The organism is Rubritalea squalenifaciens DSM 18772 (assembly GCF_900141815.1).
Classification (GTDB): domain Bacteria; phylum Verrucomicrobiota; class Verrucomicrobiia; order Verrucomicrobiales; family Akkermansiaceae; genus Rubritalea; species Rubritalea squalenifaciens.
In genome coordinates this window covers 240,939-261,158 of the sequence record NZ_FQYR01000003.1, presented here as the reverse complement: position 1 = coordinate 261,158, position 20,220 = coordinate 240,939, and the positions used below count along the sequence as shown (strand labels likewise).

The following is a 20,220-nucleotide window of genomic DNA, read 5'->3' as shown; positions in this document are numbered from 1 at the left end:
ACCCCACGATCCGTCAAGAAATCAATAGCGCATACCCCGGCCCCCATTCTGAACCAGTAGCCAGAGGAAAAACGGCCCACCAAGGAGCGCAGTCAGCACCCCCACCGGCAGCTCACCACCTACAGAGATCGACCTAGCCAAGGTATCGCACCAGACCAGAAAAATCCCCCCGAGCAGCACACTCGCCCAGACCAAGTTTCGGTGACTCACTCCAAAAAGCATGCGGCAGAAATGCGGCACCATGATCCCCACAAAGCCGATCGGCCCGCAGACCGTCATGACCCCCGCCACCATCAGGGACACGGCAAAAAACAGCACCTTCCGCACACGGTCGACCTCCACCCCGCGGCTCTGAGCCAACTCATCGCCGAGGGAAAGCAGGTCCAGCTCATTGCGGAAAAAGCTCACGATCATCATCCCGCTCAGCACGAAGGGCAGCACCTGCCAGACGCCCTCATAATCCGCGCCTCCCAGATTCCCCATCAGCCAGCGCATCACCCTGAAAGTACTCCCCGCATCCGCGAAATGCTGCACTAGCAGCGTCAGACTCGAGAAAAAGAAACTCAGCACCACACCGCCCAGCAGCATGGCCAGCGGAGAAAAACCACCCGTCACCCGCGCCATCCCGTAGACCAGAAGAATCGAGACCAGCGCCCCCGCCAGCGCCGCTAGAGAGAGCCCGGAAATCCCGAGCAACGAGAACTGAATCCCGAACATTACCCACAGCGCCACACCCAGCGTGGAACCACTAGCTACACCCAGCGTGAAAGGGGTCGCCAGCGAATTCCGGAACATCGCTTGAAAAACCAGCCCCCCCAGACTCAGACCCATCCCGCAGAGAAACGCCATCAAGACCCGAGGCACGCGGATTTCCCGAAACACCAGATCATTGATACCTTTAGGGTCGTTTCCCTCCAGCACCGTGTGCCCTAGATGCGGAGCCACTAAAAGCGTCAGCACCGCCAGAGCCAGAAGCACGAGTAATTTCTTCACACCAGTCTCCTCCCTAACTGATCCATCACCGCAGAGCCAAAGAGCTCACCCAGCACTTCACCAGCCATCAGATCACGCACGGATCCATCGAATTTCACCCCTCCAGCCTGCAGCGCCAGCACGTGCTCGAAGTCCCGCTGCATCCAGCCCAGATCATGCGTCACCGCAATGAGGGTCACTTCCTCCCTCACTCCGCGCAGCACCCGCTGCACCTCGATCCTCTGCCCCGGGTCCAAATGCGCCAACGGCTCATCTAGCAGCAGCAGGGGCGCTTCTTGCGCCAGAGCCGCAGCGATACAGACCCGCTGACGTTCACCGCCACTCAGGGTCGCCACCACTCTTTCAGAAAATTCACCCACCTCCACAAGCTCCATTGCTTCATCCACCGCCTTGGCATCACGATCACCATGAGCGTAGCGACCCATTTCTACAAATTCTCTCACCGTGTACGGCACCTCTGCCGCCAGCAGCTGCGGCACATAGCCGATCATCCGTGCCAACTCACGCCGCGGATAGGAAGAAACATCTCTCCCACCGATCTGCACCGTGCCAGCACTTGCCTTGTGCATCCCCAGCAGCAGCTTCACCAGCGTGCTCTTGCCCGCACCATTGGGCCCGATCACGGCCAAATGCTCCCCCTGAGTCACACAGAGGTTCACGCCGCCCAAAAGCTCCTTACCGGAGACCTGAACACCCGCATCGCAGAGCTCTATCAGGCACTCACTCATGGCCACCTCCATGGATCATCTCAGCATAGCGTTTCAGCGTCTCAACCAGTCGAGGCCCCGGCACAAAGTACTGGTCCCCACCTAACACATAAACCTGACCGTTTTTCACCGCCTTCAGCTCACCAAATTCCTGCCACTCCGCCAGCAATTTCTCTTCGCCAACAGCATCCAGATCGCGCTGCGGCACCATATCGATGATCACATCCGGATTCATCATGATCAGATGTTCGCGATTCAGTTGAGGGAATGGAACACTCCCCTCATAGGCATTCACCCCACCGGCCAGCCCGATCATCTCCTGGTGAATCCCCTGAGCACCTGCGGCAGTGAGCATCCGCACCTTGCCTGTGCCCACCTCACGGCCAATGCTAACCAGCACCTTGGGTTTCGCTTTCCCCTCGCTGACTTTCACCACCTCGGCCATCTGCTGCCTCATCGCTTGCTCTAGCAAAATCCCCTTGTCCTTCACACCACAGCGCTCCGCCACCTTGCGCACACTCTCCAGCACCCCATCCACGGTCATGTGCTTCACCTTCAGAGTGCCGATTCCCATCCCCTTCAGCTTGTCCTCCAGCTGTGATTGTTCCATCAGCAGAATCACCAGATCTGGCTTCAGCGCCACTAGGGCCTCCATATCTACATCGACATAGCCACCCACCTTCGGTTTCTCCAATGCCTCTAGCGGATAAGTCGTGTAGCGGGAAACCCCGGCCACCTTGCCCCCCAGCTCCAGCGCATAGAGGATCTCCACCGTACTTGGCGCCAGCGCCACGACCCGCTCGACTTCCTTCGCCTCGGTCAGCCCTTTGTTTTCCTCTACTTGGCGGCTGGAAATATCCTTAAGGAAATAGCTCAGCGTGAAGACCAGCACCACGCCGATCCCCATCGCTATCGCCTTGTATTTCGCTATCTCCTTCACTTGCTAGAAATCTTAGTCAAATTCCTCCACGTTTGGCTATCCGCATCTGCTCACGTAGCCACACCACCGTGTCCAACATACTCGGACCATCCTGGATCACATTCTCCCCCATGGTCACGTCACTCATCACCACAGGAATACTCTCATCCCACCCTCGCTCACGCACCAGCGCAGCGCCATCCACCCGGTATTCCGGTTCATGGAAAAAGACGTACACATCAGGAATCAGTCGCTTAACCTCATCCAGCTCAGGTACGAAGTAGCCCTGGGAGCGCTCTCCATAGACTAATTCTCCACCCGCCATTTCTACCAGATCACGGATATAACTCAAACCACCGACAGCACGCATATGCCTGCCCAGCCACAGCTCCACGTACACCCGTGGCCGCTGCTCAAAAATCTGCTCCGCCCGCAGCTTGGCCGCTCGCTCACGAAGCCACTCGACCAACTGCCTCGCCTTCCCCATCTCATCCATCAAGCCACCAAGCAGCATCACATTCTCCAGCATGCCCTCAAAGCTCACAGGAAGCGGCAGATTATAGACCGGCACCCCTGCCTTCGCCATACGAAGCCCCAGCTTGCGCTGAATCCCCGTCGTCATCAGCAGTAGATCTGGCTCCAGCTGCACAATTCGCTCAATATCTGCCGTCACATACTGCCCCACCACCTCCATGCCTTCGGTATCCACGTAGCGATCACAGTACTCACTCACCCCGACCACACGCTCTAACAAGCCCATCTCACCAAGATACTCGGTAGCCGATGAGACCAGGCTCACCACGCGCTTCACCTCGCCAGAAATCTCAAAACGATGGTCCAGATATTCATTATGGATACTGCGCGGCATGGATAAAAAATTTTCGTTCGATGGAATCCTCCCAAATTAGCAGAGTTGTACAGCCGACACCGTACAACTCTGCACCCCCTTGACATAGCAAACCAATACTGGCTTGCATGCAAATATCATTTACCAGCTAAGAGTCACTCCGGCGAAGGCACCAAAGCCCTGCCCCTGGATGCGTGAGCCGTAAATGTCTGAGAGCACGTACTCTTCATCGAATACGTTCTCAATGCGGCCATGCAGCTTCACATTCTCGCTGACCTGATAGTGACCGTAGAGGCGAGCAACACAGCGCTCGTCTGTCTCCACAAAGTTGACATCATCCGGATTACCATAGCTGGCTCCGGTGAGGTATGTCGCTCCGCAGCCCACGAGCCACGCACCGCCGTCATAGTAGAGGTCGGCACTTAACATGTGATCCGGCACATCAACGACTTCTTCCTTGATCTGTGCCGTCCACGCGATGCGATAGCTCGTGGACCCGTCGGCAAAGCTGCCCTGCAGCGCTGTCTCCACACCGCTCACCAGTGAGTCACCCTCACTATTCTGGCGCTGGGTGGTGGATGGATTTGGCCACATACCCGGAGCGATGGTCTCCGTGTAGATCGCGTTATCCAGCTGCTGATAGAAATAAGTCACTTGCAGGAGGTGATCCTGGCCAATCTCCTGATCCACCCCGAGCTCGAAGCCGAGAACTTCTTCAGTCTCCAGATCCGGGTTCGCCAGCTGGTTCACAAAGATGTCCTGGAATGCCTCGGAATCCGCCAGCACCGGTGTACGGTAGGATTCTGCCGCACGCGCTCTCAGACGAGTACCTGTCTGCACGAAATCATAGCTCACGCCCAGATTCCAGGCCACTTCACCACCGTATTCCTCGTGCTCATCATAACGAGCGCCTGCTTCAAACAGCAGGTTTTCTACGGGACGGAAATAGCTATTCGCAAAAGCCGCATAGGTGGCGAAACCGAAATCTCTTCCGTTAGAATTGCTGAAGCCAGTGGAGGCATACTCAGCACCCGCCACGACATCCAGCTTCTCGCTGAGCTTCACCTTGTTACTCCAGATCACGGAGAAGCGATCCGTGTCCGAACCAAAGACGGAGCCGCCGTAGCTGCCATCAAAATCAGCATCATAGGCTTCCTCGTAGTAGCCCAGAGTCAGCAGGCTGTTCCAGCTCTCGTTCACACGCAGCGCGGTATTCAGCGCAAACAAATGATAGTCGGTATCCACATCGCTCGTGTAGTAGCCCCACTGGTCTTCCGTACGGGTGATGAGGTTGCCATCGGCTCCACGGTAGCTGAATTTCACGCTCAGGTCGTCATTCACATTCCACTTCAGGCCCAGCATCGCGGTATTGAGCGTGTAGTCCTGGATAGGAAATGCGGAGTAAGTGTCGTTCCCTGTGAACTCACGGCCGAGCTCTACCCCGTACTGCACATCACCCACAGCTCCGGTGGAGTTCAGCGCCGCACGGTAGCTATCGAAACTGCCCGCCTCACCAAGAAGAAACCCCTCTGGCTCACCATCACCTACCTTGGTCTCGTAACCAAGCACCCCACCCACAGCTTCACCCCCGTAGAGCACACTCTGAGGACCACGCAGGAACTCGAGGCGATCCACCAGGCCCAGCTGCGTATTGCTCAGGAAATTGTTCAAACCATTGCTGGAGTCCGTCACGCGCACTCCATCCACCACCACCTGTGAATAGCGCGTTGGTAAACCACGCACCAAAACACTCTCAAAGTTCCCGCGCTGGCCGGAGGTCGAAAGCCCCTGGATCCCCGGGAAAATCTTCAAACTCTCGGTAATACGGTAATCCTGCATTCTCCCGAGTTCACCACCACGAAGCACGGATACGGAAGATACCGTCCCATCCACAGGCTCCTCGAACCTGCTTGCCAGCACCGTGCTCGGCGCCAGTTGCTCCACCTTCTCACCCGCCTGAGCGGAAACCTCTTCACCCTGAGCACCCAGTGCACAGGCCGTGAAGCCAACAAGTACCAGACCCTTCTGGGCCTTCACTTTTTCAATCATTAAACAGTTCTACCATGTGCCCCCGTTGCGCGCGGCGGCGTGTTCATGTGTAAATCCCTAGGCTGGTAGTCTGACTCACCTGCATCTCAGCAAGCTCACAGTGGCGGCACCGCTCCGGAATACCCAGCTCAGCAAAGCTCCCTCAATCTAGAGAAAACCCCACCGGCCAGCTCACCGGATTCCCCATCTATTTCCTGCCCGTGCCACGGGCCTCCCAAAGATGACTCCCCCGCCATACACACTCCCCAGCAAATAACAACGCCGAATGTTAGCCGTGGTGGTAGTTTTTTCACTGTGAGAATCACCTTAGCACCGCTCCATTGCTATACAGGTCTATCGCTTCAATGAAACACGAATTGCACGAATCCGACGAATAACATCCCTGCAACCGTCAACACAACACCCTCTGAATTGAAGACTTCTACTTTGACCTAGATTAGTCCTGACCAAATCAGTCATCCATGATACAAGCTCCGCACCGAAGAAACGTAACACCTAAAACATAAGACCTAACACGCCACCTCATGTCCCTCTTCGATCCCATCCTTGAACGCATTTCCGCCGGAGACACCCGCACCATCCTCGGTGCCTGCAGCATCGGCGGCGCGTTTCTGCTGATCTCCGGCTACTTCATCCGCAACATCTGGACCGACGAAGGCCCTCTCTTTCGCAAGCTGCTTTGGTCGCTCATCGTCCTCGTCCCCCTCTTCGGCTGGCTCGCCTACGGCGGCCTCTACCGCCTCCCCGAAAGCCGCGGCCATTGCTGAGGCTAGCCCCAAACGCGCCGTAGTCTACGGCGCTTCAGCACACAGCCCAATCCCCCATTTCATCGAGATATGCGCCTACTCATCATCGCCTTCGCACTGACGACACTCGCCTGCACCCGCACAGAGACTGAGAAGATTGTTAGCACCAAAAAAGAACTCCCCAAAGCCCCATACCCAAGCTTAGAGCAAACATTCATCCCGGATTCAACCCCGCTAGAAGACACCAAGCGCGCTAACTTTCTGAACCTTTTGAGTACACTGCCATTCTACGATGATGGCTCCAAGCGTAAGGTCTCTCTAGTCATGACAGAATCCGGCCACGCCTTACGCCGCACTGGTGAAATGAAGGAGTGGCAAGTAGCCGCAGACACGGCGCAACCAGCAGTTCGAGTGCTTAACCTAAGCGCATCACACAGCGAACCTATGCGCATCCGAATAATCATCGCCCCAGGCCCAACCTCCCCCTACCAATGGACCTACGGTCTGGAACGCACTACCGGCGGCTGGAACGTTCTCAGTAAAGAATACAAGAAGCTCTGATATGTGCACCCAAGCCTACATTGCCTTCGCCGACGACGAAGACCACACCCTCAATGATAAAGCCAACGGCTCCTTTCTGAACCACATCATGGAAGACGACCGCCTCCCTCAGGAAATCCTTGGCACCAAGAACATCTACCAGCCCGGCTCCTACATGGGCTGCACCTGCGGCTTCGCCTTTGGCTCCTATTTAAAGCAAGAAGATGACCACGCCCAGCGGCTCCGAAGCGCCAAAGCACTTCACCATTTCCTCACTGAGAATAGCACCTCTATCACCGGGATACTAACACTCTACAACTACCACCACACCACCCGCGAGGAATTCCCCAAGCTTAACTTCCCTCTAGAGGATCTGATCTCCGACGCATTCGAATTCGAAGACGACGTACTGTACACTCTACCACCACTGGGAGAATAATCCTCTTACTGCTTTCTTCTTGCCCTCCCCCAGCGAACTGTTAGACAGAGATCTATGGGACATAGAGCCAATTTTGTCGTAATTAAAGACGGACACGCAACAGCCTATGAAGACAACTGGGCCGCCCTTGGTTGTGTACATGATTTCGCAGCAGGGCTTAACCATGCTCTTGAAGCCCTCAAACTATACAAGGAAACGGGCGCCCTTATGGACTGGGCTTTTGCCGAAGGCGGTTACCTCATTGACCACGACCAGAAAACCGCAATCGTTTTTGGCGAATCGATGGACTGCGAGGAAATGATGGAGGATGTGCTAGACCTCGACTTCGAGAACGAACTCGCAGACCTCTCTGACGGACAAACAGAAGAAGACCCACTGCACACTAAACTCATCGAGGGAGATTACTTGGGATTTCTCCAAGACATCTCTTCCGGATGGGAGGGCTGGCTCCTTTGTTGGGACAATGGTGGCGTGGACTCATTTTCCAAACATCTGGAACTACGCGATATTCACTGTATTGAAACCGCTCCCGCAAGCCAGCCAGAGGACACCCTCCCTCCTGTGACGCACCGAGCATAGTCATGGCCTACCTCAAAGCCGCGGCCATTGCTGAGGCTAGCCCCAAACGCGCCGTAGTACACGGCGAACAAAACCAAAACAACTTATTGAAATAAAGCAAATTGCAATACAACATGGCATGCATGTACCGTGTCGCATTACTCATCATTATTCCACTCGCTCTCATCAGCTGTAATCAAAAAGATGAACCTGAGCTACCAAAGCCAGAGAGCACACCTGCCGAATCCAATACTGCGCACACCAACAAAAAGACTCAGCAGCCATCAGGCCCCAGCTATGTATATGGCGCATCAGCTTCACCTGCAAAACTTATGGAGCAGAGATTCATCAAGGACTACGTACCACTCTCGCCTCCAGATTCCACTGACCTCCAAAAATTGGCCCTAACACTACCTCTATACGAGTCACCCCCCAAAGAACTCGTCCGTTGGGTAACTGAGCAAAACGGTGCGACACTCAAAGGAGATGAATGGATCTATTATTCTGATGCCGCAGGCCGCCCCGTTCGCGTGCTCCGCCTTCCATCTTCTCCATCTGGGGCTCAGCGTATACGCGCCACCTACGGCACTGCCGAAACATCAGAAGAATGGATTTACGACCTAGAACGAACCACCGGCGGCTGGAAACTTCTCAACAAAGGCTATAAGAGGTTATAAAATCACCACCACGGAACCCTACACGGGTTTCCTCGCAAAAGATTGGCTTCCGGCATGACCCCCAAAGGGGTTCCGCAACACAAGCCCGGGGTTGCATACCGCTGGCTACACTCTTACCCCCATTGGGGTTTCCCGTATCGAGACACCCTGCAAAAGCACCAACAAGCATAGGCTTCAACTAGACCCCATTCGTGAGATTCGTGCAATTCGTGGTAAAAAACTCCATCAAGCACAGAAAAAAATCAGTCTCCAATCCCCCATAATCTGTGGCTAGATGGTTCCATCAATCAAGCTCCTTCAAGCAGGGCTCCATCTGGCAAGCTTTCTGTCCCTTCCGTGTATTCTGTGGTTAGAAAAAATCCTTCACCACATTGACCTCAGGCTTCTTGCCTTCTTCCAGGGTTACTTCCACCACATCGAAGCGCCAGAGGAAGTCGGTTTCCTTGAGCATGTACAGCCAGGCTCTGGCTCCGCGTTCGATCAGTTCCTGCTTGGCAGGAGTCACCGCATCCAGCGGACGGCTACCCTCGCGCCTGCGGCGGGTCTTCACCTCCACAAAGGTCAGCACCTCGCCATCACGGGCCACGATGTCCACCTCACCCCCTTTCGGGCCGCGGAAGTTTTTATAGAGGATCCGGCGCCCTTCCTTCATCAGCTGCAGGCGCGCCATCTTTTCCCCCATCCGGCCGATCTCATGCGGCGCAATGCGCTCGCCCTGCCGGTCAGTCAAGCGGCAGGGAAAGTTGAGAGACGGGTGCAAAAGAGCGACGATGTATCCGAGTAGGCCCATGGTTCTGCAGAGCTTCCAAGTGGGCCTTGGTACCGTACCCCTTGTGCTTCTCAAAACTATACTCGGGGAATTCCTGCGCGTACTCCAGCATTTTCCGGTCACGCGACACCTTTGCAATAATACTCGCCGCCGCGATGGAAAGACTCTTGCCGTCCCCCTTCACCAGTCCTTCAGAGCCAAAGGGGAAATTCGGCACCGCCAGACCATCGATCAAGCAATACACCCCCGGCTCTCCCAGTGCCTTCACCGCACGCGCCATCGCCGCATGCGTGGCTTTCAAAATATTGATTTCATCGATCTCCTCCACCTCCGCGTAGCTATGCCCCCAGCGGATGCTCTTGTCCGCCATCAGGTCCTCATAAATCTGCTCGCGCTTCTTCTCGCTCAGCTTCTTTGAGTCATTTAACAATGGATGCGTGAATCCCTCTGGCAGGATCACCGCCGCAGCCGACACCGGACCTGCCAGCGGCCCGCGCCCAGCCTCATCCACCCCGGCAATCACCTGGTGCCCCTTACCCATCGCTACCAACTCATGTTCAAAATCTGGCATAGTTCTTAGAATCTAGAATGATGAATTTAGAATCAAGAATAGAAAAAATCTATCTCTACCCCCTCATAATCTGTGGCAGGAAAAAGGAGCATGTGGCTAGTAGCCAACAGTATCACCCGTTTCATCAAGCAAGGTTTCATTAACCCCGCTTCTGTGCCATCCGTGTATTCCGTGGTAGAAAACCACCTACTTGATTGCCGCCAAGGCCGCCTCCGCGCACTTCATGCCGTCCAGCGCGGCACTCACGATACCGCCGGCATAGCCAGCTCCCTCGCCGCAAGGGAGAAGACCCTCCACCTCCGGGTGCATCAGGCTAGACTCGTCACGCGGGATCCTGACTGGACTGCTTGTCCTGGTCTCGAAACCAAGGAGGTTCGCCTCCTCGCCCACGTAGCCTTTCATCTGCTGGCCGAATTTCTTCAAGCCGATCTTCATGCGGTAGCTCACATCGTGCGGCAGAATCTCGTCCAGCCTCGCACTGGTCAGGCCCGGGAAGTAGCTCGTCTTCGGCAGCTCATCGGAAAGCTTCCCTGCGATGAAATCCTTCACCCGCTGGCCCGGTGCCTTCTGCACGCCGCCGCCAGCCTTGCTCGCCTTGATCTCCAGCGCCTTCTGGTAGGCGATGCCCGCCAGCACGCCGTGCTCCTTCTGAAATTCTGCGGTATCCTCCGGCTCCACCGTCACCACCATGCCGCTATTGGCAAAGGGGCTGTCGCGGCGTGCCAAGCTCATGCCATTCACCACCACCTCGTCATTCTCCGTGGCCGCAGGGACAATGAAGCCACCCGGGCACATGCAGAAGCTATGCACCCCGCGCCCGTCGATCTTCGTCGCCAGTCGATAACGCGCCGCAGGGAGAATCCTCGGACGCTCCAGCCCGCGATCATACGAGTACTGGATGCTATCGATGAGCGGCTGCGGATGCTCGATCCGCATGCCCACGGCGAAAGGCTTCTGCTCCAGCAGGATATGCTTATCCGCCAGCAGCTTGTAGATATCCCGCGCGCTGTGCCCCGTCGCCAGGATCACCGCATCACCAGTGATCTCCCTGCCATCCGCCAGCACCACGCCGCGCATCTTCTTGCCACCTTCCATCATCAGGAAGTCCGTCACCTTCGCATTGAAATGCACCTCCCCGCCCGCAGTCAGGATGCTCTCGCGCATCGCCTTCACCACGTTCGGCAGCAGGTTCGAGCCCACGTGCGGGTGGGCATCTGTCAAAATCTTCTGCGGTGCACCGTGCGCCACCAGCGTCTCGTACACATCGCGCACAGGACCGCGCTTCGTCGCACGAGTGTACAGCTTGCCGTCGGAGTACGTACCCGCACCACCTTCACCGAAGCAGTAGTTTGAATCCTCGATCACCCGGCCCTCCTTCATGATCGGCCCCAGGTCGAATCGGCGCGTACTCGCATCCTTGCCGCGCTCCACAATGATAGGCTTCACGCCCAGCTCAATGCTGCGCAGCGCCGCGAAAATCCCCGCAGGCCCGCAGCCCACGATCACCACGCGCTTCTCATCCCCTTTAAGGGCAGGATAGCTAGGCACCGGCTGCACGTACTCCGGCAGAGGACCATCGATCCCCACCTCCATGCGCAGCTGCACCTTGATCTGCTTCTTACGCGCATCGATGGAATGCTTCTGCAGGCGCATCTCCTGCACGCGCTCCGGCTTCACCCCCAGCTTGCGGCAGACCGCACGCTTGCGTGCCGCCTCATCCTCGGAATTCTCCAAAGCCAGAATAATATCAACCAGTTCTACACGCGCCTCAGCCATACCCCAAAACTCATGCTCCACCCCCCACAGATAGTCAAAACTAAAGTGGGGGGACTACCCCACAGCAATTTCTGACCTAAAAGGATAAATTAACAATGATCGGTTCCATCATCGTAGCCTTCACCCCACATTGAGAGACCCGAAATGCTCCCCGCTCTTCATAGCTCATTTCACGATGCTCAAAAGAAACAGGAACCGCCACCTCAATAAGCCATTTGCGAAATTCATCCTCAAGTAACATATGATCATAAGCTAAATCCGCACTACTCAAACCATAGATCGCATCCATTACATTTCCATCCTTGAGATAACAAGAAGCATGCATCACAGCATCCGCGGCCCCCTGTGTAGCACTATATAGGCAATCACGATGGGGTGATATAATAGGTCTGCATTCTTCATCAGATATATTTAAACCACGATGAAATGACTCCCCAATAATCTCCAGCACATCTCTTGGCCGCGATTCCTCACACAAAGACTCCCAGCAAGGCAATGCCCTGCGAGCCACAAAATAACTTAGCCACCTCAGAGCCTCAGAATCCGAATCATGAATATGGTTCAAAGCCATTCCCAATGGAGACCCCATTACATAATCTCTGGGCATACCATCATCCGCATCCCATATCGCACTGATATGCTCCTGTAAAATCTCCGCTGCTTTATTCATAGCTAGTAAACTCCCAATCAACCCTCTCCTTAAAGATCTCAATAAAACCCTCCAGCGCCTCAAGCGGCATCTTGCTTAGCCAGCCACACGGTCCTTGTCCGATCCGTATCATCTCTAAAAATCTCACAGACCATATGCCCATCGCGGTATATCTCCACACCAATACCGTCACGGTGACTTACATCACTCGCTCTGACTATTTTGTATTTGGATCTATCAAACGCCACACCGCAGTACTAACAGCCGCAATCAAAAAAATCCAACCACAAACTCCCCCAGCACACGCGCTCCGTCTGTCTCGCCTGAAGGTTTATGTAATTGACCACTCATTCCCCCTTCACCCTCCAATAAATAAGCTCAATCAACTCCCACTGTTTTCCAAAGCCTCCTGCACCTCACGAACCTCTTCATCTTGGCCAGTTAGCTTGGGATCGAAATAGGTTTCGAGAACCAGAAACATCTCCTCTTCCCCTTTGCGAAAATAGGTAACCTCCAGATCCGGATACCACGCAGATGTCTCAGAGCCCCAACCCAGATTTTCTAGCACCTCGATCACCTTCTCGGGAGAACTCCCCACCAACTCCACCTCATGCTCACGGTTGAGTCGGAAAAACCTATCCTGCCATGCTTTCATCGTTGTTCCAAACTCGCCTCCATCTTCCTCATCGCCACTGACGCTAGGATCATCAGAAGGCCTGCGATCAACAGAAGGATGTCTGAGCGATGGACGTAGCCTAGGACCATGTTCAGCTTCCGATCACTGCGATCATACTGCAGATCATACTCTTGACGAAACTCCTCGTTGCGCTTGGCCAGTTCCTCCATCGCTGGAGTCTTGGCGAGATATTCCTCTGCTGCCATTTCCTGGGTAATGAAAAAACTCCCGTCCCACCCCGGAGCATGCAAATGAGCTGTCGTGAACAGCCCCCCAACTGGTCTCAGCAGGAGTAAGAGACCAAAGACAAACAATACGCGGCGGAGGATTTTAGGATACATAGATCGGATAACAGGACTCTCATGAACTAACAGCATCAGCCCACCCGTCCAAGAAGAAATCTACTCCGCTCCAAATACCACCCGCTTCGTCTCGACCCGTTTCTCCGCATTCAGCGGAAATCTCTCCATGGGCGGGGCTGATGCCTGAGTCACCCCGTATGTTTTCGAATGCAAAGGCGTCTCGACAAGATAGTAATCAAGCTCCCCCTCTGAGCCGATATAGTAAGTCTGGGCCACAAAGGATTGATGCAAGGTCCGCTGGTAGGCACCGCGAGCTTCCTCCGAGAATTCGACATACGTCATCGACCGGGTACCACTACAGCCAGCAAGTGCCACAGTAGAGAGGAAAGCCAGGAACCCACATTTCATCAGCGACTACTTAGCAAGAGAGTAGACCCGATTCAAGAACGCGCGCTCTCAGTAGGACCTCGTAGCTTGGACTACGCGACATGAGACACATCCTTGCCTGACTTACACCTCCAGATAACCAGCAGCACGAAGGCATCGACCAGCAGATGGACGGCGAGGCCCCAGTTGCGCTGGGATTCATAGCTTTTCGCGAGCAAGGCTGCCCGGGTGTGCGGCATTTCAGGAATGGGCATGCTCAGCAGGTCATGCCGAATCGCCTCCGTAAAGGCATAGGATCCCCACAACCCCAGTAGATTCATCGCCGCAAAGCCCAGATAAGCCACCGTCAGCAGACACTTGAGTCTAACATTCATGCTGGGGCTGGAGGTCACGAACCAGCCAAACAAGGCTAGCAAGGTGACGGTGTAGAAGTTCCAGTAGAATTCAATCTTACCAGTCCCTTCCAGAAAAAGATCCGCTATATCTTTCGCACTCATCACATTCTAACCCCATTCACCATCTACTCAGAGGAAAGGAGACCTCTCTATTCATTTGCGTCTAATTACTCATCCGGGAACATCGCCTTGCCGATGAGATGGTTCAGGGTGCAGATGTCACCACCATGGCTACAGCCATCGTGTTCCGCGTGCAGCTGCAGTACTTTGAGCGTGGCTTCATTCGCAGAGGGACCTGAGGCGGCTTGCTTGGTATCTTTCGCCTTTGGCACGGGAAGCACACGACCTTCGTGCACCGTCCCCCATACTGGGATACTCTTAATTTTCTCCGCCGCACAGGTCACCGGATTATCCTCCAGCACCGTAAAGTTTGCCAGCTTGCCGGACACGATGCTACCTACCTCTTTCTCCATCCCCAAAGAGAAGGCCGCCTCCAACGTCACTGCCCTCAGGGCACCTTCACGGGTATTACGCTGGTTCTCACCAGCTACGCGGCCAGAGACTGTCTTGCGATTCACCGCACAGTCCATCAGGAAGAGCGGCTGGCTTGGAGCCATCGGCATGTCCGAGTGGTAGGAATAGGATATGCCAGCCCGTTCCACATCCCCCATACGCACCATGTTGTCCGCGCGCTCAGCCCCTAGCCCCTTCTCGCTGTACTTGTCCGCCAGCATGGTCACGTAGTAGGGATTTCCACTGACGATCGCCCCCAGCCTCTTGATACGCTCGATCTGGTCTTTCTGAGAGAGTGAGAAATGCACCAGCACCGTACGGTGATCATAGCGCGGAAAACGGCGCATGTTAGCCTCCAGATTATCCAGCACCATATCCACACCTTTGTCCCCGGTGACGTGGATATGGATCTGGTAGCCAGCATTCCAATAGATGCGAAACGCGTTTGCGAAATCTTTGGGCGGCATGATCCACTCACCGTGGTGGCCATCCAGATAGGGTTCTCGCACCTGCATCAGCTGGGAGTACACGGCACCATCGGCAAAGAGCTTGATCTGCTTCGGCACCATGCTCGTCATCCCTTGCCCCCAGTTCAGGATTTTCTCAGTCTCTGTGATGGTCGTGTCCGGATACATCGCGTAGAGCGACTTCCCATCCGGGATGAAGTAATAGCGGAAGGGTGTTTCCGGACGAGAGAAGACAGCATTCTGAGCATCCTGCAGCTTCTTGGAGAAGAGCCCCCCGGGCTCGCAGCCTAGGGTCACGCCATTAGCATGGAAATAGTCTCTGGTTAGCTCCAGGCCTTGCTGAAAACGCTCGGGAGTGACCATCACAGGCATCAGCTTTGGTAGGATCGCGAACATGCCGGCCTCATAAAAATGACCTTTCTTCAGGTCGGCCTGCTTCTTGGCAGCTTCCGGCATGGCCGATACAAAGGCCTCATCCAAGCCAATGAGTTCCAGAGCTTTGGTATTCAAATAAAATTCGTGGGCCGAGCGGTGCCAGACTACGATAGGCCTGGTATCACTCACTTTATCCAGCATCTCACGACTCATGTCCCCATGGAAATAATGGTGGTAGCCCCAGGTGAGCAGCAGCGCATCAGGTTGCTTCATTTCAGAATGCACGGCCTTCAGTCTTTCCATATACTCTGCGGCACTCTTGGCTGCGGGAATGGTGCCACCGGGTAAGACCCAATCCTCGATGGAAATAATGTGAGATGTCATGGTGAGAGCTGACAGCAAGGGATGATCGTGCTGGGCAATGAACCCTGGAACAATCACCTTGTCTGCAAAAGTCTCGTCTACCTTGATAGGCTGATCGCCCGCGGCCTGCTGTAATTGATCAAGCGACCCTACTGCCAGAATCCGATCTCCCACCACGGCTACTGCTGTCGCCTTAGGCTGGTCAGGGTTCATGGTTATGATCTCCTTGGCCGTATAGATGGTTGCTTTTGGCAAGGGATTTTGAGGATCTAGCACATCCTGCAAACTACCACTGTCGGCCTGAGCCGGGATAGCAGCCATGGAACAGGCACACACTACTGACTGAATATAAACACGAACACTCATAACACTTTACACATTGAAGTTAAAAAACTTAACCCCACACTTTTACTAACAAATTGGAAAATTGTCCACTAAGTTGATGTGCAAAAAACACCATGCTTCTCTCACCCGTTCTGCTCCATGAGCGGTGGCTGGAAGAGTAGATGGGCCATGATGATGGCCTGCTGTAGACGCTCAGGCGGGCAGCGGAAGGAAATCTTGCTCTGGTAATCGCGGTGCTCGAAATGCATGCCATCTAGTTCAAACGAGCGCGACTGTTCCTTGATCAGAAAATAGGACGGGATCTTGCCTTCCTTCGTCTTAAAGTAACGTCGGCCAAACATCCCCACCACATAGCTCATGGGAAAATCCGACTCCTCGCTCAGATCCAGATGGGTACGCAACATACCTATCTGGAACCTCCACCGCCGCAGTTGACTCCCCTCCAGATCACAAAGCACAAACTCCGGACAGGACTTGAACCCCTCCAAATGATAACGGTAGATCAACCGGTAGTGTTCCTCCCCGGCGATGCAGACCTCAGCCGCCTGATCTCCTACACCGAAGACATACCACTTCGAGAGAGACTCTAACACACTTACCGTACCCTTGATCATCTCACACAATAGCTAAACAGCCGATATCTAAAGCGTCCAACAAGATCCTCTAGTCCCCAGACTCAGCCTTGACCACCTGCTGCTGAAGCTCATCCTCAATCTTGCTGCGCAAGATCTCTGCCCGGATCGCCTCGACCAGACACATCACCACGACTCCAGCATTGAGCACCACTACCCATGTATTAGGAGTCTGCCGCTCCGTATCCACATAGCCTAGCAATCTCGTTACCAGCCAAACGCCGAACACGATTACCAAACCAAACTGCACACGAACCTCTTGCCGGATCAGCAAGCTGTCGTGGGCCTCTTTCCCATACAACCAAACTTGCCTCTTCTGCAGCTTGGCCAGGAGTTTTTTCTCGCGCTCGTTGATCATCTTCACATCACTCACTTAAAAACCAAAGAATACAGCTAATATGACCAACCCGATGGTGGCGAGCAACACAAACAAAATGAATTGGCACATCGAAGCGATCCAAGACCTGACGCCAAATTCCTTCTCGCATGTTTCGCAGCTGTAGATGACTGGCTGTTGAGCCTGATGCAATGCTGCAAAAGGCAGACTGATCATGGCAACGCATCCTGCTGGGTATACCGCATAGCGCTTTCCTATGTATTTAACCGAAGTCGAACTCCTACAGTGAGGACATTCTGGGGCTTTCTTGACGTTCTTTTTCCTATTCATCCCCCCTCAGCTCTCTTGTTCATATAGTCCATCAAGACTCCAGCAATAGGACACCGCATTTTGGAAAACGTTCATCAGTAGCTCAACATCTGCTGCCGTACGATGACCTGCATCAACATTATCTATCGCCTTCTGTTTGAGTTCTGCGATCATTCCTGCGTTCTAACATCATTATAAACTCCACACTTTAAGCTTATTCAGAGACTTCTCTTCTACTCCCTCAGAATCACTTGCGTCAGCACCTTCTAATTCTGTCCACGAGATATGTGCTGGCAGCGAAAGCCAACTTGATAGAATTTCTGTAGCGTCCGACACCCGCTCTATGTCACACCCAAATGGCAACTCGTCATCTCTGTTGAGAATAGAAGCGAAACGTAACTGACAGGCTTGTCCATCATGCCATGCATATGTGAGCAGCTCATCTCCCCACTTCTCTTTTCTGAGGATAGATACCTCCTGCAGAAATTCCACCCACTCGGGCACACTTGCATCAACACTCTCCTTTGAGATGTACCATACATCCAGGTCAGACTCATTTCTGATTTCCATGAGCCAATTGGATAAAACCACATTCATTGGCAAAACTCCGTGTACACCTCTTTGAGGATGGTGTTCTGGATACTTTCCATGGTCTTGCGTTCCTCAGGGACGGCGTCCTCGTGGCCGGAGAGGTGGAGCAAACCGTGGATGATGTAGAGCAGCAGCTCACGCTCGAAGCTATTACCGTACTCCTCCGCGTAGCTGCGGGCGGTCTCCGTGCTAATGACGATTTCGCCGTGGGCAAAGGTGATCACATCCGTAGCACCGGGGATATCCATGAAGTCGCGGTGCACCAGATCAATGGTTTCATCGTCCACCAGACTGATCTCCACGAAATCCAGCTCAGGCAGCACTCCGCCACCATTGGCAGGGTTTCTGAGCGCCAAAGGATAGGCGCGCTGCCCGCAGTCCTCCAGCCATTCCAAAAGTGCGTCGGAAAGCTCGATGGCTTCCTGGTTATTATAGACCTCCAACATGAATCTGTCTCGCTTAGGAAGCCTTCGCTACGCGCTTGGTCTTCTTGCGCTCAAGCGCAGGATTGCGTTTCGGATTCGGCTGAGGCTCATCCAGATCGATCTCCACAGCCTCCACCTTCTTCTGCTTGGCGGCCGGGCGACCAGCCTTGCGCATTTCCTCATCCGCAGCGGCGTCTTCTTCCTTAGGATAATCAATGCGGCTGTGTAGCATGCTGCGCAGGGTCTTGGCGAAGCTCTCACGGATCTTCTTGATGTCGCGCAGAGTCAGGCCAGTGTCATCCAGCATGCCTTCGTTCACACGCTTCATCACGATGTCATCGACCAAAGACTGGATACGGGCCGGCGTAGGCTTACCAAGGGTGCGGGAGGCACTCTCCACACAGTCCGCCAGGGAAATAATACCACTCTCCGGTGTGCGCGGGCGTGGTCCTGGATAGCGGAAATTCTCTTCCTCTACTTCCGGAATGTCCTCGATCTTCTCGAGCCCCTTCTCCACTTTTTCCTCTCCATCTTTGCGAAGTTCCTTCGCCTTGTGGTAGAAGTAGTAGACGAGGGAATCACCATGATGCTCACGGATCACATCCACGATCGCGGGATTCAGCTTGTGCTTCATCGCCATGTCTACCCCATCTTTCACGTGGGCAATGATGACCAGCGCGGACATCGTCGGCGTAAGGTTGTCATGAGGATTCTCATCCCCCTGGTTCTCGATGAAATAGGTCGGCTTCTTGAGCTTGCCGATGTCATGGAAATAGGAACAGACACGGCACATCGTGGCATTCGCGCCCACCTGCTCCGCTGCAGCCTCGGCCAGTGAGGCTACGATCAGGCTGTGATGGAAGGTTCCCGGTGCTTCCAGCTGCATCTGACGAAGCAGCTTGTGGTTCAGGTCACTCATTTCCAGCCAACTGATATCCGTGGTCACCCCGAACATGCTCTCCAGTGCCGGCAAGATACCACTCACCGCCATAGCCATCAGGATACTCACACCCAGGGCAATAGCTGCCTTGATACCAAAGGTTCTCCAGAGCTGTGTGGTTTCAGGCATCTGGATCATGCCAAACACGACGGCCAGAATCAGAACCACCACACCGGCGTAAAAACCTGCTCTCAGCAGAGCTCCGCGGCGGCGGACATTCTTCGTCATCAGAACCACCGTAATCCCGGAAATCAAGCTGATCACCATGTACTGCAGTAAATAGGCCTGGGGGACGATCAAAGCCCCCAAGAGGGTGACCACATAGGTCGTAAACATGCCGCTCAGTCTTCCTAGAAGGACGGAGTTCACCAAAGGAGCAAAGGCGAAAGGAATCAATAGCACCCCGTAGTTCGGGTCCTTGCCGTTGCTGAAGGCCATGAAGCTGACGAACTCGATCAGGCACAAGTGAAACAGAATACTACCAAACACCAGGGAGACACGGCCATTCCGGACCCGATGCAGGTGCTGCATGTCAAATAGCGTCACCAGCCCCAGAGACATGATGATGTGCACAAAGACAGCAGAGCGGGTGCTCCCCACGATCAGTCTTTCTGACGGCACCTGGTACACCAGCGCAGCACTGGTCACAATGAAGATCACGTACAGGAGTATTCTTACTCCTAGACTACGATCAATAGATCCAGCGACCGCACGTTCTTGTGTACGACGTTTTTTACCGGAGGACATACCCTTCTGGGCTAGTCTCCAGCGTTTGATGGCATCAATGAATCCCACTGATTTGCTTTAGGGTTGGTTAACATGCAAAAGAGCGCGTTCACCGACTTAGCCGACTTCTGCGCCCTCTTTCTTCCCAACATCTAATCCCTCTGGCGCCAGATAGCAACCCTTCCTTTCGCCTTAAC

The 20,220-nt window shown here is 54.4% G+C and carries 24 protein-coding genes and 1 riboswitch; of the genes, 4 read left to right on the top strand and 20 right to left on the bottom strand.

Going from position 1 to position 20,220, the window contains the following annotated elements; all coding sequences use genetic code 11:
• Positions 1 to 21 precede the first annotated feature (21 nt).
• From BUB27_RS06535 to BUB27_RS06510, 6 genes are all read right to left on the bottom strand, one after another.
• Positions 22 to 993, bottom strand: a complete 972-nt coding sequence (locus BUB27_RS06535; RefSeq protein ID WP_143158763.1) for a FecCD family ABC transporter permease — start codon at positions 991 to 993, stop codon at positions 22 to 24.
• On the bottom strand, positions 990 to 1,721 hold the full coding sequence (locus tag BUB27_RS06530) for an ABC transporter ATP-binding protein (RefSeq protein ID WP_159434837.1): 732 nt from the start codon (positions 1,719 to 1,721) through the stop codon (positions 990 to 992). The genes BUB27_RS06535 and BUB27_RS06530 overlap by 4 nt, the downstream gene beginning before the upstream one ends.
• Positions 1,714 to 2,640 (bottom strand): helical backbone metal receptor, encoded by a 927-nt coding sequence (locus BUB27_RS06525; RefSeq protein WP_143158761.1) that lies wholly within the window; start codon positions 2,638 to 2,640, stop codon positions 1,714 to 1,716. Before BUB27_RS06525 ends, BUB27_RS06530 begins: the two co-directional genes overlap by 8 nt.
• Before the next feature lie 16 nt (positions 2,641 to 2,656).
• Positions 2,657 to 3,487, bottom strand: coding sequence for an ABC transporter substrate-binding protein (locus BUB27_RS06520; protein ID WP_143158760.1), 831 nt, complete (start codon positions 3,485 to 3,487; stop codon positions 2,657 to 2,659).
• 120 nt (positions 3,488 to 3,607) lie between these two features.
• Positions 3,608 to 5,515: a TonB-dependent receptor plug domain-containing protein gene (locus BUB27_RS06515; protein ID WP_143158759.1), complete on the bottom strand. Its 1,908-nt coding sequence runs from the start codon at positions 5,513 to 5,515 to the stop codon at positions 3,608 to 3,610.
• A gap of 43 nt (positions 5,516 to 5,558) precedes the next feature.
• Positions 5,559 to 5,738, bottom strand: a riboswitch (cobalamin riboswitch).
• Positions 5,739 to 6,024: 286 nt separating this feature from the next.
• A complete protein-coding gene (locus BUB27_RS06510; protein WP_143158758.1) occupies positions 6,025 to 6,276 on the bottom strand; it encodes a hypothetical protein in 252 nt (83 codons plus the stop codon).
• A 75-nt stretch (positions 6,277 to 6,351) separates the two neighbouring features.
• On the opposite strand from BUB27_RS06510, the gene BUB27_RS06505 reads away from it, so the two are divergent.
• From BUB27_RS06505 to BUB27_RS06490, 4 genes are all read left to right on the top strand, one after another.
• Entirely contained in the window at positions 6,352 to 6,822 is a 471-nt protein-coding gene (locus BUB27_RS06505) for a hypothetical protein (protein WP_143158757.1), read from the top strand.
• Between the two features lies 1 nt (position 6,823).
• Positions 6,824 to 7,240 (top strand): hypothetical protein, encoded by a 417-nt coding sequence (locus tag BUB27_RS06500; protein ID WP_143158756.1) that lies wholly within the window; start codon positions 6,824 to 6,826, stop codon positions 7,238 to 7,240.
• A 54-nt stretch (positions 7,241 to 7,294) separates the two neighbouring features.
• On the top strand, positions 7,295 to 7,819 hold the full coding sequence (locus tag BUB27_RS06495; protein WP_143158755.1) for a hypothetical protein: 525 nt from the start codon (positions 7,295 to 7,297) through the stop codon (positions 7,817 to 7,819).
• Positions 7,820 to 7,941: 122 nt separating this feature from the next.
• Positions 7,942 to 8,475, top strand: a complete 534-nt coding sequence (locus BUB27_RS06490) for a hypothetical protein (protein ID WP_159434836.1) — start codon at positions 7,942 to 7,944, stop codon at positions 8,473 to 8,475.
• Between the two features lie 349 nt (positions 8,476 to 8,824).
• Here BUB27_RS06490 and BUB27_RS06485 read toward each other — a convergent pair whose 3' ends face one another.
• The 14 genes from BUB27_RS06485 to BUB27_RS06415 all read right to left on the bottom strand — a co-directional run bounded on the left by BUB27_RS06485 (position 8,825) and on the right by BUB27_RS06415 (position 20,044).
• A complete protein-coding gene (locus tag BUB27_RS06485; RefSeq protein WP_200797082.1) occupies positions 8,825 to 9,205 on the bottom strand; it encodes a YraN family protein in 381 nt (126 codons plus the stop codon).
• Positions 9,198 to 9,815: a ribonuclease HII gene (locus tag BUB27_RS06480; protein WP_143158753.1), complete on the bottom strand. Its 618-nt coding sequence runs from the start codon at positions 9,813 to 9,815 to the stop codon at positions 9,198 to 9,200. Before BUB27_RS06480 ends, BUB27_RS06485 begins: the two co-directional genes overlap by 8 nt.
• A 186-nt stretch (positions 9,816 to 10,001) precedes the next feature.
• On the bottom strand, positions 10,002 to 11,591 hold the full coding sequence (locus BUB27_RS06475; protein WP_143158752.1) for an NAD(P)/FAD-dependent oxidoreductase: 1,590 nt from the start codon (positions 11,589 to 11,591) through the stop codon (positions 10,002 to 10,004).
• 76 nt (positions 11,592 to 11,667) lie between these two features.
• Complete coding sequence (locus BUB27_RS06470) at positions 11,668 to 12,261, bottom strand: hypothetical protein (RefSeq protein WP_143158751.1); 594 nt, start codon at positions 12,259 to 12,261, stop codon at positions 11,668 to 11,670.
• Between the two features lie 361 nt (positions 12,262 to 12,622).
• Positions 12,623 to 12,895, bottom strand: coding sequence for a hypothetical protein (locus tag BUB27_RS06460; protein WP_143158750.1), 273 nt, complete (start codon positions 12,893 to 12,895; stop codon positions 12,623 to 12,625).
• The gene (locus tag BUB27_RS06455) at positions 12,892 to 13,257 is read right to left on the bottom strand and encodes a hypothetical protein (protein ID WP_143158749.1); all 366 of its coding nucleotides are present in this window, start codon (positions 13,255 to 13,257) and stop codon (positions 12,892 to 12,894) included. Before BUB27_RS06455 ends, BUB27_RS06460 begins: the two co-directional genes overlap by 4 nt.
• Positions 13,258 to 13,317: 60 nt before the next feature.
• Entirely contained in the window at positions 13,318 to 13,626 is a 309-nt protein-coding gene (locus BUB27_RS06450) for a hypothetical protein (protein WP_143158748.1), read from the bottom strand.
• 71 nt (positions 13,627 to 13,697) lie between these two features.
• Positions 13,698 to 14,102, bottom strand: a complete 405-nt coding sequence (locus BUB27_RS06445) for a hypothetical protein (protein ID WP_143158747.1) — start codon at positions 14,100 to 14,102, stop codon at positions 13,698 to 13,700.
• A 65-nt stretch (positions 14,103 to 14,167) separates the two neighbouring features.
• Positions 14,168 to 16,084, bottom strand: a complete 1,917-nt coding sequence (locus BUB27_RS06440; protein WP_234991693.1) for an amidohydrolase — start codon at positions 16,082 to 16,084, stop codon at positions 14,168 to 14,170.
• A gap of 101 nt (positions 16,085 to 16,185) precedes the next feature.
• Positions 16,186 to 16,677 (bottom strand): hypothetical protein, encoded by a 492-nt coding sequence (locus BUB27_RS06435; protein ID WP_143158745.1) that lies wholly within the window; start codon positions 16,675 to 16,677, stop codon positions 16,186 to 16,188.
• A gap of 49 nt (positions 16,678 to 16,726) precedes the next feature.
• Positions 16,727 to 17,053 (bottom strand): hypothetical protein, encoded by a 327-nt coding sequence (locus tag BUB27_RS06430; RefSeq protein WP_143158744.1) that lies wholly within the window; start codon positions 17,051 to 17,053, stop codon positions 16,727 to 16,729.
• Positions 17,054 to 17,533: 480 nt separating this feature from the next.
• Positions 17,534 to 17,911 carry a hypothetical protein gene (locus BUB27_RS06425; protein WP_143158743.1) on the bottom strand — a complete coding sequence of 126 codons (378 nt, stop codon included), beginning with the start codon at positions 17,909 to 17,911 and terminating at the stop codon, positions 17,534 to 17,536.
• A 23-nt stretch (positions 17,912 to 17,934) separates the two neighbouring features.
• Positions 17,935 to 18,378, bottom strand: coding sequence for an rRNA maturation RNase YbeY (ybeY, locus tag BUB27_RS06420; RefSeq protein ID WP_143158742.1), 444 nt, complete (start codon positions 18,376 to 18,378; stop codon positions 17,935 to 17,937).
• Positions 18,379 to 18,391: 13 nt separating this feature from the next.
• The gene (locus tag BUB27_RS06415) at positions 18,392 to 20,044 is read right to left on the bottom strand and encodes an HD family phosphohydrolase (RefSeq protein ID WP_143158741.1); all 1,653 of its coding nucleotides are present in this window, start codon (positions 20,042 to 20,044) and stop codon (positions 18,392 to 18,394) included.
• Between the last annotated feature and the right edge of the window lie 176 nt (positions 20,045 to 20,220).

What these genes read in the sequence shown, in the direction of transcription:
- BUB27_RS06530 (WP_159434837.1), bottom strand. Translation starts at nt 1,721, where the DNA reads ATGAGTGAGTGCCTGATAGAGCTCTGCGATGCGGGTGTTCAGGTCTCC.
- BUB27_RS06470 (WP_143158751.1), bottom strand. Translation starts at nt 12,261, where the DNA reads ATGAATAAAGCAGCGGAGATTTTACAGGAGCATATCAGTGCGATATGG.
- BUB27_RS06435 (WP_143158745.1), bottom strand. Translation starts at nt 16,677, where the DNA reads ATGATCAAGGGTACGGTAAGTGTGTTAGAGTCTCTCTCGAAGTGGTAT.
- BUB27_RS06515 (WP_143158759.1), bottom strand. Translation starts at nt 5,515, where the DNA reads ATGATTGAAAAAGTGAAGGCCCAGAAGGGTCTGGTACTTGTTGGCTTC.
- BUB27_RS06440 (WP_234991693.1), bottom strand. Translation starts at nt 16,084, where the DNA reads ATGAGTGTTCGTGTTTATATTCAGTCAGTAGTGTGTGCCTGTTCCATG.
- BUB27_RS06510 (WP_143158758.1), bottom strand. Translation starts at nt 6,276, where the DNA reads ATGGCCGCGGCTTTCGGGGAGGCGGTAGAGGCCGCCGTAGGCGAGCCA.
- BUB27_RS06425 (WP_143158743.1), bottom strand. Translation starts at nt 17,911, where the DNA reads ATGGAAATCAGAAATGAGTCTGACCTGGATGTATGGTACATCTCAAAG.
- ybeY (WP_143158742.1), bottom strand. Translation starts at nt 18,378, where the DNA reads ATGTTGGAGGTCTATAATAACCAGGAAGCCATCGAGCTTTCCGACGCA.
- BUB27_RS06455 (WP_143158749.1), bottom strand. Translation starts at nt 13,257, where the DNA reads ATGTATCCTAAAATCCTCCGCCGCGTATTGTTTGTCTTTGGTCTCTTA.
- BUB27_RS06430 (WP_143158744.1), bottom strand. Translation starts at nt 17,053, where the DNA reads ATGATCAACGAGCGCGAGAAAAAACTCCTGGCCAAGCTGCAGAAGAGG.
- BUB27_RS06520 (WP_143158760.1), bottom strand. Translation starts at nt 3,487, where the DNA reads ATGCCGCGCAGTATCCATAATGAATATCTGGACCATCGTTTTGAGATT.
- BUB27_RS06495 (WP_143158755.1), top strand. Translation starts at nt 7,295, where the DNA reads ATGGGACATAGAGCCAATTTTGTCGTAATTAAAGACGGACACGCAACA.
- BUB27_RS06480 (WP_143158753.1), bottom strand. Translation starts at nt 9,815, where the DNA reads ATGCCAGATTTTGAACATGAGTTGGTAGCGATGGGTAAGGGGCACCAG.
- BUB27_RS06415 (WP_143158741.1), bottom strand. Translation starts at nt 20,044, where the DNA reads ATGTCCTCCGGTAAAAAACGTCGTACACAAGAACGTGCGGTCGCTGGA.
- BUB27_RS06450 (WP_143158748.1), bottom strand. Translation starts at nt 13,626, where the DNA reads ATGAAATGTGGGTTCCTGGCTTTCCTCTCTACTGTGGCACTTGCTGGC.
- BUB27_RS06445 (WP_143158747.1), bottom strand. Translation starts at nt 14,102, where the DNA reads ATGAGTGCGAAAGATATAGCGGATCTTTTTCTGGAAGGGACTGGTAAG.
- BUB27_RS06460 (WP_143158750.1), bottom strand. Translation starts at nt 12,895, where the DNA reads ATGAAAGCATGGCAGGATAGGTTTTTCCGACTCAACCGTGAGCATGAG.
- BUB27_RS06475 (WP_143158752.1), bottom strand. Translation starts at nt 11,591, where the DNA reads ATGGCTGAGGCGCGTGTAGAACTGGTTGATATTATTCTGGCTTTGGAG.
- BUB27_RS06500 (WP_143158756.1), top strand. Translation starts at nt 6,824, where the DNA reads ATGTGCACCCAAGCCTACATTGCCTTCGCCGACGACGAAGACCACACC.
- BUB27_RS06505 (WP_143158757.1), top strand. Translation starts at nt 6,352, where the DNA reads ATGCGCCTACTCATCATCGCCTTCGCACTGACGACACTCGCCTGCACC.
- BUB27_RS06490 (WP_159434836.1), top strand. Translation starts at nt 7,942, where the DNA reads ATGTACCGTGTCGCATTACTCATCATTATTCCACTCGCTCTCATCAGC.